Here is a 12902-nt window from a genome sequence, read left to right on the forward strand (position 1 = left end):
TTACGGTAACTGAGGTTCATGGCGTGATTTATAGGGTGTCGATACGCGACGCGGACGGTGACGCGTCTCTGCATCTACGCGCAACAACAAGCCAATCATCATACCGGTTACCAATAAACTTGAACCGCCATAGCTAATCAACGGCAATGTTAGCCCTTTCGTTGGCAACAGCCCCGAGCTTACCGCCATATTGATAAATGCCTGAGCTGCGATAACGAAACCTATGCCATAGCTGACGTAGGCACCAAATAAATGACCTGCCAATTCTGCACGACGACCAATCAACATCGCCCTGGTAATGAGCAAAGTAAATAGCAGTACAACGAGAATGGCCCCTATCATGCCAAGTTCTTCTGCGATGACAGCAAAAATAAAGTCGGTGTGAGCCTCAGGCAGGTAGTGAAGCTTTTGAACACTATTCCCTAAACCAGTACCGGTCACATGCCCACGACCGAAAGCAATCAGCGCCTGAGTAAGCTGATAGCCCGTCGCAAACTGATCAGCCCATGGGTCCAAAAAGCTCGTCCACCGCGCTAATCGGTAAGGCTCCATAACGACCATCATGACGGCACCAACAGCCAATACGCCACCACTACCAAATAGTAAGGTAAGGGAAGCGCCGCTCATCATTAACATACCAATAACGCAAACGGTATATACCACCATGCCGCCAAAATCAGGAGCAAGAAAAAGCAGCCCTGCCGGAACGGCAAGCACCGCTAAAGGTCGCCACATACTGAATGCACGTTGGCGCAGATCATAGGTAAAGCGGGACATGAAGGCTGCCATGTAAAAAATCAAACCGATTTTTCCAAGCTCGGAAACTTGCAGGCTAGGCAAGGGCCCAGGCAGTGAAATCCAGCGTTTACTGCCGTTAACTTCCTGACCAATCACGAGCACTAGCACTAGCATGATGATGCTCACTAGCAAAATCAGCGCTGCGTTTTGCCGCCATGCTTCCAAAGGAACACACAGCATAAAAAAACAAGCCAATATAGCCAGAAATAGAAAAATGCCATGCTGCCGAGAGTAGTGATAGGTATTTTCAAGCAGACCTACCGATGCCGAACTTACCATCACCCAGCCCAGTCCAGCTAACGCCACGGCGGCGACGATTAACCACACATCGGAGGGTAAATGCCGCGTTGTCAAAGTATCGCGGATACGCTGCATTCGACTCATAACCTCTCTCCTGAGTGATTATGCTGTTTATGCTTTTGCTCAACCCAATCCCGAAAGGCATCGCCTCTCGCCTGGTAATTGACAAACTGATCTAGGCTTGCGCAGGCGGGTGACAGCAATACACAGTCGCCGGGCTCAGCTATTGCCCAGGCCACTTCCATCGCTTGAGTTAAATCGTGTACTAGATGCACTGGAACCGCAGATGACAAAGCGGCTTCAAGACGGAGTGCGTCAGCGCCAAATAGCACCGCAGTTTTGGCACACTCTGCTAACGGCATCGCCAAGGGGGTAAAATCAGCACCTTTACCGACACCACCGGCCAATAATATTACTTTCCCTGTCAGCGATGCGCTAATGCCTTGAATCGCGGCCAGCGTAGCGCCAACGTTAGTGCCTTTTGAATCATTCACCCACATAACGTCATTGATACGAGCGATTACTTCACTACGATGGGGCAGCCCCTTAAAAGCTGTTAATGCTTGGCACATCGGTGCTTTTGCGAAGCCCAACGCCTTACCCATTGCCAATGCTGCAAGTGCATTAGCATAGTTATGCCGCCCTGCCATGTTGAGAGCTGCTGTGCCAAGCCAAGCACTATCACCATGGAACAGCGTTAACTCGCCGTCTTTTTCAACGACCCCCCAGTCATTACCTGCGGGTGCGAAGGCCGTGAAACGCTCTACATGATCCACAGACGACTCTGGCCAAGTGAGCGCGTCATCCGCGTTGACAATGACTGATTGTGCACCGCGAAAAATACGCTGCTTAGCGCGACGGTAACCCACCATATCTCCATGACGATCTAAATGATCTTCACAGAGGTTTAAAAAAGCAGCCGCTTTAGCCCCCAAATGAGGCGTTGTTTCCAGCTGAAAGCTTGAGAGTTCAAGGATGTAAAGCTCGGCATCAGGGTGTTCAGCTAATAAATCCAATGCAGCCGTGCCCAAATTCCCCCCCACCGCAGCTTTAACACCAGCAACTCTAGCCATCTCGCCGAGTAATGTCGTAACGGTTGACTTGGCATTAGAGCCAGTAATAGCAGCGACCGGCGCATTCACCGCACGAACAAACAAAGCAACCTCGCCTACCAGTACGGGCTCCCCCGTTGCTGGATTATAACGCTCTAGCAAGCCATCAAGTCCTGGCGAATGAGGATCTACACCAGGACTGACCACCACTTCGTAGGCATCTGTAAAATCAAGCGCCGTTAACGGACCACAATAAATCTCAACATTGGGGTTTTCGCTCTGAAAAGCGTGTAGCCCAGGAGGTTCAGCTCGCGTATCTGCCACCATAAATGACACGCCTTGACGCGCCAAATGCCGACAAATAGCTTGCCCAGAAATTCCCAGGCCAATAACAACGGTGATTCCATTTGCGACTCGCACGATGACCGGCTCCTTTGTGCATCACGCTAATAGTGGCAACACTGCCGCTATTACTTTGCTAATCATCGAACTTTAAGCGTAGCCAACCCTAACAGCACCAGCACGACGGTAATAATCCAGAAACGCACAATTACCCGTGGCTCTGGCCAACCTTTCAACTCGTAGTGGTGATGCAACGGCGCCATACGGAAAATACGCCGACCGGTAAGCTTATAAGAGCCAACTTGAAGAATCACCGAGACCGTCTCAAGTACAAAGATACCGCCCATAATAAACAGCACAATTTCTTGGCGCACAATAACGGCAACAACGCCTAGCGCTGCACCTAGTGCCAGCGCCCCCACATCGCCCATAAACACCTGTGCGGGATAAGTGTTGAACCACAAGAAGCCCAGGCCAGCACCAGCAATAGTGGCACAGAAAACAGCCAACTCGCCGGTACCATGAATAAAAGGAATATGTAAATAGTTGGCAAACACAGCATTTCCGCTTGCATAGGCAAATACGGACAAGCCCATCGCCACCAGCACAGTGGGCATGATCGCCAGACCATCAAGACCATCCGTGAGATTGACTGCATTAGAGCTGCCAACGATCACAAAATAAGTCAACACGATATAGAACACGCCAAGCGGCAACGCGACATCTTTAAACATCGGGATCAATAAGCTAGTTTCAGCTGGTGTAGCGGCCGTGAGATAAAGCACCAAAGCAGCGCCAATACCCACCACGGACTGCCAGAAATACTTCCAACGAGCGGGCAATCCACGCGGGTTCTTTTCCACAACCTTGCGATAATCGTCGACCCAGCCAATAGCTCCAAAGCCTAATGTGACCAGTAGCACCACCCAAACATAATGATTGGTTAAATCGCCCCAGACCAGCGTACTGATAGCAATAGCCAACAATATCATTGCCCCACCCATCGTGGGCGTACCTGCTTTAGACAAATGAGATTGAGGGCCATCATCACGAATCGCTTGGCCAATTTGGCCTTCCACTAACCGGCGTATAACCCAGGGTCCAAGCCACAGGCATAGCATGAGGGCCGTTAGCGCTGCGAGAATGACACGTAAGGTTAAATAGTTAAAAACTTGGAAAGTAGACTGATATTGGGCTAGAAAATTCGCCAGGTGAAGTAACATGAACGGCGCTTACCTTGTTTCATCCGCACGTAGCGCAGCAATGACATTTTCCATGCCTGCACTACGCGATCCTTTCACCAACAGTGTGGTGTTAGGCGGCAGAGTATTAATAACATGACGCACTAGCGTCTCGTGGTCGTCAAAATGCAGCCCGCGACCGAAGGCTTCACTTGCTGAACGGGCGGCATCACCAAACGTCAGTAATGTATCGATACCCAGTGACGCAGCGTAATGACCGATCTCAGCATGTAGGGCATGAGACTCGTTGCCCAGCTCCCCCATTGCGCCAAGCGCGCACCAGCGCGGTGAAGGAAAGTTCGCTAACGCATCCAACGCCGCTTTCACAGCACCAGGATTTGCGTTGTACGTGTCGTCTAACAACGTCGTATTGCGCACGCCGGGCACGATGCTTAACCTACCAGACAATGAGGACAATTCGCATAGCCCCATCACTACTTGCTCAGGCGTAACGCCTAATGCGAGAGCCGCCGTAGCAGCCGCCAAAGCATTACTCACATTATGCTTACCAATCAAGGGCAGCTGCACGTCGCCCAGTATTTGGCCACGTTCAACAAGCGTAAAAGCATACCGCCCCAAAGAGTCGCACGAAAGTGCGGACGCGTGAACGTCCGCATCGCCATGTAAGCCGTAGCTTACAACTTTCTTGCTTCCCGCACAGGCTGACCAAAATTCAAAGTAGTCGTCATCGCGGTTTAGCACCGCAATACCATCTTCAACTAGCCCGGCTAATATTTCGCTTTTGGCTTGGGCAATTTGCCCCATACCGCCAAACTCACCGACATGAGCGCCTGTTACATTGGTAATGATGGCGACATTAGGAGAGGTCAACTGGCTGGTCCAGGCAATTTCGCCCAAATGATTAGCCCCCAGCTCAATCACACCTGCCTGATGGTGCGTTGCTAAACGCAGCAACGTCAGCGGCGCACCAATGTCATTGTTTAAGTTGCCCTCGGTAGCAAGCACACCGCCTAATGGAGAAAGTAGCGCGGCCGTCATCTCTTTAACGGTTGTTTTACCGCTGTTGCCGGTGACAGCCACCAGTGGCAATGTGCAGCGCTGACGCCACACCCGCGCCAGCAGGCCAAGGCTTAAACGCGTGTCAGCGCATACCAGTTGAGGAAGCAAACTGCTTACCGGGCGCTCAACCAGAGCAGCTGCAGCGCCTTTCTCAAGTGCCTGCTCAATAAAATCATGGCCATCAAAACGCGGCCCCTTCAAAGCTACAAACAGACACCCCGGCACAATATGACGCGTATCGGTAATTACCGCCGTCACCGACAACTCGCATAAAGCTTGCGGGACAGAAAGCTTTAGCGCTGAGGCAATACTAGCTAACGACCAGTTCATCACATGGCAGCCCTAAGTTTGAAGGCTTTAATCACTTGTTCGCTATCTTGGTAGTCATGACGCACGTTACCGATGTGCTGATAGGCCTCATGACCCTTTCCGGCCACCAAGATAACGTCCTGGGGATCAGCCTGCTGAACCGCATGACAAATCGCCTGACTACGATCACCTATTTCCGTAAAGGCAGCCGCAGCAGAAAACCCCGAAATAATTTGTTGACGAATTTGCTCGGCAGACTCCGTACGCGGATTATCGTCAGTAACGATCACGCGGTCAGCTCGCTGCTCCGCCACTGCAGCCATTTCTGTTCGCTTCCCCGTATCACGCTCACCACCACAACCGAACAGGCACCATAGCTTTCCAGTGCTCCCTAAATGCTCTTTCAGCGCTTCGAGAGCATTAGCTAATGCATCCGGCGTGTGGGCATAGTCGATAACAACGCTGGGCGCATTAACCTCGCGGTATAACGCCATACGCCCAGGTACTGGCCCCAACTCAGTTGCCGACTCAAACAACTGGTCTAAAGGCTCGCCCAACCCATAAAGCACACTAATGGCTAACAGCACATTGTCTAGATTAAACCGCCCCATCAAACCAAGATTAAGCGTCTTTTCACCTTCTGGCGTAGCAACAAGAGCCTGTTGACCATGCTCATGGGGATGCCAACCAATCACGCGCAGCGTCACTGCTTCATCGTCGCCTACTGCCAAAACACGCACACGGCTATCACAGCCTGCCAACATTAGCCGCGCAAGAGGATCATTTGCATTGACGACCGCAAGCACTAGCTCAGAACGCCGGAACAACTTTGCTTTTGCAGCGGCATAAGCCGCCATACTGCCATGGTAATCAAGGTGATCTCGTGTCAGGTTGGTGAATACTCCTGCGGCGACGTTCACTGCGTCTAAACGGCGTTGCTCAAGGGCATGTGAAGAAACTTCAAGCGCCACACGCTTGACGCCTTGATTCGCTAAATCAGCCAAGGTTTCTTGCATTGCCAATGAACCAGGCGTAGTAAGGCCTGTGTCGACCAATTGGCCAAGGCGACCAACACCCAATGTTCCGATCACTCCAGCAGGCTTGCCAAGCAGTTCACTTAACGCTGCTATGTAATGGGTAACAGAGCTTTTCCCATTGGTGCCCGTCACCCCAATCACCTGAAGGTCTTTGGGAACAGAAAACAGTGTGCGACCTAGCTCGCCAAGTCGCATAGACAGATGAGGCAAATAAAGTATTTGCCCGTCCAGTGAAACACCCCCTTCTTTCGTGTGCGCCAAAACGAGCGACGCACCTGCTGCCAATGCTTGATCAACAAACTCATAACCATCACGCTGACTACCAGGGACAGCCACAAATACATCGCCCATCGCCAACTTACGCGTATCCGTCACTAAGCGAAGCTGCTCTGGCAATTTAGGCAGCTCCTTAGGTAACACGGCGTTAGGCCAAACCTGCTTTAGCGCTACCCATAGACTCTCTGGGGACAACCTCATGCAATCTCCTTATGCTACTCGACCTCATGATCGGGTGGCACGTCCAGCAAACGTAGGGCATTACCTGTCACGCTAGAGAACACCGGAGCAGCTACTGCGCCACCATAAAATTGGCCAGCGCGGGGGTGATCAATCATAACGACGGTAACAATACGCGGGTCGGAAATAGGCGCAATCCCCGCAAAAACACTGCGATAAGCATCGGTGGTATAACCTTGCTGCCCTATTTTACGCACCGTGCCTGTTTTCCCCCCCACACGATAGCCTTCAACGCGCGCTCGGCGCCCACCGGTATAGGCGGCGACCGACGCTTCTAAAATATTCAGCAAATCATTGGCCACTGTGGGCGATATAGCAGGACTCCCTTGAGGAGGCTCGGAAAGCCTCAACAGCGAGGGCGGTAAACGCACGCCATTATTGGCGAGCGCTGTGTAAGCACTGGCCAATTGAACGGCTGAAACAGAGAGACCGTAACCATAGGAGAGCGTCGCTCGCTCACTTCGAGACCAGCGAACTGGCGCTGGCAAACTGCCCGTCGCCTCACCAGGAAAGCCTGTTCCTGGTGCCTGACCAAGGCCTAGCTGATTGTATTTTTCCCAAATGGCCGTGTCACTTAGCTGCAGCGCTAAACGAGACATGCCAACATTTGAAGATTTTTCTAGAATCCCCGCTAAATCTAAATCGCCATAATTACGGAAGTCCCGGATAGTGAACTGATCCAGGCGCATCCAGCCAGGCGAGGTGTCAACGACAGCATCGCGATCTACAACACCACTTTCCAGTATTGCAGCCATCGCCAAAGGCTTCATAACAGACCCAGGTTCAAATACATCAACCAGTGCCTGGTTGCGTAACCCTCGCGGATCCAACCCAGCGCGGTTATTCGGGTTGTAAGAAGGCAAGTTAGCCATTGCTAACACCTCCCCTGTGCGCGCATCGAGCATTACCAACACCCCACCGTCTGCCTCATGCTCAGCGACAGCAGCACGCAACTCACGGTAGGCCATATATTGAATACGCTGATCAATCGACAGCGTTAACTCACCACCAGGTTGCGCTTCACGAATAACACCCAACTCACGAACTAACCGACCGCGTCGATCCTTTAAGACTCGGCGTTGTCCAGGATGTCCCGCCAAATAGGGCTGATAAGAGAGCTCCAGCCCCTCTTGCCCCACATCATCCACATTGGTAACACCCAGCAACTGCGCCGCCACTTCACCGGCTGGATAATAACGTTTGTATTCACGCTGTTGATAAACACCAGGCGTACGTAAATCCAATATACGTTGGGCCGCATCCGGCGTCATTTGACGACGAAGGTACATAAACTCTCGACTGCTATAGCGAGAGACGCGGGATTCAAAGTCATCGAGCGACATGCCTAACGCTTGGGCCAGCATTACTCGCTGAATGGCATCGGTAGGCAGCTCTTGAGGATTCGCCCAAAGTGTCACAACAGGCGTAGAAACAGCCAGAGGCTCACCATTACGATCAGTGATCATACCGCGGTGTGCGGGTATTGCCTCATGGCGCAGCGTACGGGCATCACCCTGGCTCTGTAAAAACGGGCGATCAATTACCTGAAGCAGCGTAATCCTGCCGACTAAAATGGCTGACGCCACCATTACAACAATGAGAATAAATAAAAAGCGCCCGCCAGCTAATGGCGGCGCAATAGGCATTTGACGGGATATCCCTCCCCGACTTTCGCGCTTCATGGTCGAATCACCTCGACATCATTCACATCGGGAATGCGCATTTCAAGCCGTTCCGTAGCAATTTGCTCTACACGGGCCGGAGTAGACCACGCCCCCTCTTCCAATAGCAGCTGCCCCCACTCGGTTTGCAGCTGATTTTTTTCCTGCTCTAACTGCTGTAGCTGCGCATACTGCACTCGCGTCATATGCGTGGTGGCAACCACTAAACCACCGGTAACGATACACGCTAAGAACAGCGCAATAAGGATAACCGGCCAAGCTCGAAAACGTAGCTTGAAAGGCCATTCGGTGCGCAGCGTTGACGCCCAACGCTCTATCCGATCCATGCTCATGATCACACTCGTTTACGGGCGGCTCGCATGACGGCACTGCGCGCCCGGGGGTTAGCGTCTACCTCTTCGTCACTTGGGCGTACTCCTTTACCCAAGGCTTCAAGACGGCGATTTAGCTGATCATCGCGAATCGGCACGCCCCGTGGCAAGTGCGTATCACCCCGCACATGGTGACGAATGAAGCGTTTTACACGACGATCTTCAAGCGAGTGGAAGCTAATCACAACCAGATGCCCCCCAGGAGCCAGCACTTCCAATGCCCCCTCAAGCGCTGCATCCAGTTGATCGAGCTCACCATTTAAATAAATACGCAGCCCCTGAAACGCTTTGGTCGCTGGGTGACGCCCTTTTTCCCAAGCAGGGTGAGCCTCTTTCAATACCTCGGCCAAGTCAACAGTGTGCGTAAAAGGCTTTTCCACACGTCGCGTAACAACAGCACGCGCCAAGCGCTTTGCGTAACGCTCTTCACCATAGGTTTTAAACACATTGGCAATATCACTTTCGCTAGCCCGGGCTAAAAACGCGGCTGCACTCTCTCCTTGGGTAGGGTCCATACGCATATCAAGAGGACCGTTGCGCATAAAGCTAAAGCCACGCTCTGGATCATCTAACTGCGGGGAAGAAACACCAATATCTAGCAATACACCTGAAAGCTTTCCGTAAACCCCTTGCTCTTGTGCATACTCAACTAACCGAGCGAACTCTCGCTGCGTTATGTCGAAACGAGGATCATCGATATCTTTAGCGGCTGCTATTGCTTGAGGGTCACGATCCATGGCCATTAAACGACCTTGTTCGCTCAAGCGCGAAAGAATAACGCGGGAGTGCCCGCCTCGCCCAAACGTGCCGTCTAAATAAATACCATCGGGATTATGAACAAGTGTATCTACCGCCCCTTCTAGTAAGACGCTGGTGTGGCGAAAATGGGAAGTGACCTGGTCAGCGTCAGGAGAAGGCATGTTAATCTCACACAGTGTTAAGAAAGGTGCGAACGGCGCACCTTTTATGGAAATGGGGAGTCGGCCGATAAGCCGGGTTCTGTCGTGGACAGTCATTCCTCTAGGCGCTGCGTCACCACAGCGCTCAAGCAACCTACCCGGATCCAGCGCGGGCCACGCCATTGGATCCCTATTTGGTCTTGCTCCGAGTGGGGTTTACCTTGCCACGCACTGTTGCCAGGCGCGCGGTGCGCTCTTACCGCACCCTTTCACCCTTACCAGCCTCGAAAGGCTTAGGCGGTCTACTCTCTGCTGCACTTTCCGTCGGCTTACGCCGCCCAGGCGTTACCTGGCACTCTGCCCTATGGAGCCCGGACTTTCCTCCCCTAAGCAGCCATTACTGGCATATTAGCGGCGACTGTCTGGCCAACTCCGGCGGCAAGCATACCAGCGCCCCGCCGTCGCCTCAATGCCCACCTTTCAATGCTTGCAATCTTGCGTACCATTCCTGCTTTCGGCCGCCGAGCATTTTTGCAGCAACGGCTGCCCCCTGCTTGACGCCAACACCCTCTGCTAGCATTGCTTTAAGCAGCTCATCAGCAGTAATAGATTGCTCATCGCTTTGAACAGCGGGCGGCGCCCCAGCAATCATTACGACAAATTCTCCACGACCTTGGTTAGGGTCTTGCCTAAGCTGCTCAAGCAATGAGGAAGGCGAGCCCTGCAAAAAAGTCTCATACGTTTTGGTCAATTCTCGCGCCAGAACAACCGCTCGCTCAGGCATTTGCTCACATAACGATTCAAGCGTGTGCTCAATACGGTGAGGTGACTCGTAAAAAACCAGCGTTTCTTCTCGAGACTGCCATTTTTCAAGCGCTTGCCGTCGCGCACTCGGCTTGGATGGCAAAAATCCACCAAATGTAAACCTATCAGTCGGCAACCCAGCCGCTGAAAGCGCACTGACTAGCGCACAAGGCCCAGGAAGCGGCACCACCTGCCTACCCCGCAATCGCAACTCTCTTACCAACACGAACCCCGGATCACATATAAGCGGCGTCCCCGCATCACTAATTAGGGCAACATTCTCCCCCGCCATTAAGTAACCATCCAGCGTATCGACTCGCCGTGCTTCATTATGCTCATGCAGTGAGAGCATCGGCTTATTAATGCCCAAATGCGCTAACAAGCGACCGCTGTGGCGTGTATCCTCCGCAGCAATACGTGATACCTCCGCTAATACCCGAGCAGCCCGTGGCGATAAGTCTTCCAAATTCCCAATTGGTGTTGCAACCACGTACAATATACCCGGATGCTGGTGTGTCATCGTGACTCCCGATTTGTTAATAGCCTGCACTGACGGTGCGCCATGCTTGTGCAATGGTAAATTTATCCGCTCATTGAGCGACGGCAGCGCAAATGGAAACTAAGGAAGGATACATGAAACAGTCAATACGTGGATTACTAGCCACTGCCTTCATGGCGCTTCTGATTACAGGATGCGCTATGCAATCCCCAAGTGTGGTTGACCGCGTCCCTGCCCAGGATGCTAGCCGACTACTTAGTCAAGCAGAGCAGCAAGCGCCTGAACAAGCCGCCAAGACGCGACTCGAAGCGGCTAATATCCTCGCCAGACAAGGACAACGCGAAAATGCTTTTGACGCAGCCGATGCGGTTGATGAAAACATGCTTTCAGAATCGGATCGGGTGCGCTGGGCAATGCTTTTCTCTGAACTTGCTCGTGGCATGGACGATCCCCGCGCGGTCCTCCGCGCGACCCAGGTGCTTGACGACGAACTCCCGATGCAAGCAAACCAACAAGAAACCCTTGCAGAACGGCAGCAGTGGGCACGTCAAGCCTTGGATCAAGCTGAATATACGAAAGTATCCATACCTGAATTAGAGGGTGTCGAAATACGCCGCATAGCAGTGGCATTACCAGAATCTGGCCCACTAAGTAGCGTGGCTAACGCTATCGCTTCTGCCATGCGCCGTCATCACGACCTGCGCGGAGATAATGTACAACTTAATTTTATCAATGCGTCTCAATATTCATTAGATGAAATTTACCAACGTGCAGAGCAAATGAACGCTCAACTTTTGATTGGTCCAATTGACAAAGGTCAAGTCACCCAACTTGAGCAGCGCAATAGTGTACCACTACCGACGCTGGCCCTGAACTATGGCAACAGCGCAAGTAATCAAGCGCCTCAACTACTTCAGTATGGTTTATCTGCTGAAGATGAAGCCCGCCAAGCAGCTCGCCGAGCCTTTCAGGACGGCCACCGCCAAATGTCTATCATGGTGCCCGACAACGCCTGGGGACGGCGCGTCGGTGAAGCCTTCTGGAATGAGTGGCAACGCCAAGGCGGCGAAATCACCAATGCCGTCCGCTATAACCCTAGCAGCGCCGTAGCTAACGCAGTCAAAACAGCCCTCAATGTCAGCGGCGATCGCGCCCGCCTAGGGAACATTGATGCACTATTCTTACTGGCACTTCCCGAATACGCACGCCAAGTGCCACCCACCATGGACTACTACTACGCCCCCAACCTGCCTATCTATGCCACCTCCCATCTCCATGAAGGGCGCCTACAGACACGCTTAGATCAAGACCTAAATGATGTAATGTTTATCGATATTCCCTGGCAAATCCCTGACGCAGCAGTTGGCGGGGAAGAGGCGCTGCCCTTTTATTCGACGTATGCAGAGCTTCGCAACGAGTCAGACCCCTCAATGTTCCGTCTAATGGCAATGGGTGTGGACGCTTACGAACTTGGCATCCGCCTATCAGACTTATCAGCCCTTGACGGCATGAATGGAAGCACCGGTACGCTTCGCCTTTCAGGTGATGGCAGGGTTTCTCGAGAACTACCGTGGGCGAAATTCCAAAATGGCGTACCTTCGCCCATTTTGATCCCTGGCCTACTGAACGATGACCAATAGTTATCAGAATCCCAATACACCGCAAACAGCGCGGACACGGGGCGCAGCCATTGAGCAATTAGCCGCTCAATGGCTGCAGCAACATGGCTTAACGCTTGTCACTAGCAATCATCACGTTAAAGGCGGTGAGCTTGATCTTGTGATGAAAGACCAGGACATCCTGGTCTTTATCGAGGTCAAACATCGCACCACTACTCGTTACGGCCACCCCTTAGAGACCGTCACTGCACAGAAGCGCCACCGCTTAATACGAGCAGCCAAGCTTTATATCGCTCGGCATGCTGTTTCAAGTCCGTGTCGCTTTGATATCCTAGCGATCACAGGCACGCCTCCCGCGCTTGAATTCCAGTGGGAAAAAGCGGCTTTTGATGCTTACTGATACTTTTACCTAG

General features: G+C 52.4%; 11 protein-coding genes and 1 other RNA gene. 2 read left to right on the forward strand and 10 right to left on the reverse strand.

What is annotated here, in order from left to right; genetic code table 11:
- From ftsW to rsmI, 10 genes are all read right to left on the reverse strand, one after another.
- Positions 1 to 1182: a putative lipid II flippase FtsW gene (gene ftsW, locus NDQ72_12325; GenBank protein WKD26855.1), complete on the reverse strand. Its 1182-nt coding sequence runs from the start codon at positions 1180 to 1182 to the stop codon at positions 1 to 3.
- Positions 1179 to 2573 (reverse strand): UDP-N-acetylmuramoyl-L-alanine--D-glutamate ligase, encoded by a 1395-nt coding sequence (gene murD / locus NDQ72_12330; protein ID WKD30391.1) that lies wholly within the window; start codon positions 2571 to 2573, stop codon positions 1179 to 1181. Before murD ends, ftsW begins: the two co-directional genes overlap by 4 nt.
- A 59-nt stretch (positions 2574 to 2632) precedes the next feature.
- Complete coding sequence (gene mraY, locus NDQ72_12335) at positions 2633 to 3715, reverse strand: phospho-N-acetylmuramoyl-pentapeptide-transferase (GenBank protein ID WKD26856.1); 1083 nt, start codon at positions 3713 to 3715, stop codon at positions 2633 to 2635.
- 9 nt (positions 3716 to 3724) lie between these two features.
- On the reverse strand, positions 3725 to 5083 hold the full coding sequence (locus NDQ72_12340; protein ID WKD26857.1) for a UDP-N-acetylmuramoyl-tripeptide--D-alanyl-D-alanine ligase: 1359 nt from the start codon (positions 5081 to 5083) through the stop codon (positions 3725 to 3727).
- Positions 5083 to 6576: a UDP-N-acetylmuramoyl-L-alanyl-D-glutamate--2,6-diaminopimelate ligase gene (locus NDQ72_12345; protein WKD26858.1), complete on the reverse strand. Its 1494-nt coding sequence runs from the start codon at positions 6574 to 6576 to the stop codon at positions 5083 to 5085. Before NDQ72_12345 ends, NDQ72_12340 begins: the two co-directional genes overlap by 1 nt.
- A 14-nt stretch (positions 6577 to 6590) precedes the next feature.
- On the reverse strand, positions 6591 to 8297 hold the full coding sequence (locus NDQ72_12350) for a penicillin-binding transpeptidase domain-containing protein (protein ID WKD26859.1): 1707 nt from the start codon (positions 8295 to 8297) through the stop codon (positions 6591 to 6593).
- A complete protein-coding gene (ftsL, locus tag NDQ72_12355) occupies positions 8294 to 8629 on the reverse strand; it encodes a cell division protein FtsL (protein WKD26860.1) in 336 nt (111 codons plus the stop codon). The genes NDQ72_12350 and ftsL overlap by 4 nt, the downstream gene beginning before the upstream one ends.
- Before the next feature lie 2 nt (positions 8630 to 8631).
- The gene (gene rsmH / locus NDQ72_12360) at positions 8632 to 9588 is read right to left on the reverse strand and encodes a 16S rRNA (cytosine(1402)-N(4))-methyltransferase RsmH (protein WKD26861.1); all 957 of its coding nucleotides are present in this window, start codon (positions 9586 to 9588) and stop codon (positions 8632 to 8634) included.
- Between the two features lie 52 nt (positions 9589 to 9640).
- Positions 9641 to 10001, reverse strand: an RNA gene (gene rnpB, locus NDQ72_12365) — RNase P RNA component class A.
- A gap of 32 nt (positions 10002 to 10033) precedes the next feature.
- A complete protein-coding gene (gene rsmI / locus NDQ72_12370) occupies positions 10034 to 10891 on the reverse strand; it encodes a 16S rRNA (cytidine(1402)-2'-O)-methyltransferase (protein WKD26862.1) in 858 nt (285 codons plus the stop codon).
- 113 nt (positions 10892 to 11004) lie between these two features.
- Between rsmI and NDQ72_12375 the strand changes: the two genes are divergently transcribed.
- Together NDQ72_12375 and NDQ72_12380 are read left to right on the forward strand one after the other, a co-directional pair.
- Positions 11005 to 12510 carry a penicillin-binding protein activator gene (locus NDQ72_12375; GenBank protein WKD26863.1) on the forward strand — a complete coding sequence of 502 codons (1506 nt, stop codon included), beginning with the start codon at positions 11005 to 11007 and terminating at the stop codon, positions 12508 to 12510.
- Positions 12500 to 12889 (forward strand): YraN family protein, encoded by a 390-nt coding sequence (locus NDQ72_12380; GenBank protein ID WKD26864.1) that lies wholly within the window; start codon positions 12500 to 12502, stop codon positions 12887 to 12889. Before NDQ72_12375 ends, NDQ72_12380 begins: the two co-directional genes overlap by 11 nt.
- Positions 12890 to 12902: the final 13 nt, after the last annotated feature.

It is taken from the genome of Halomonas sp. KG2, from assembly GCA_030440445.1.
In the GTDB taxonomy this organism is placed as follows: domain Bacteria; phylum Pseudomonadota; class Gammaproteobacteria; order Pseudomonadales; family Halomonadaceae; genus Vreelandella.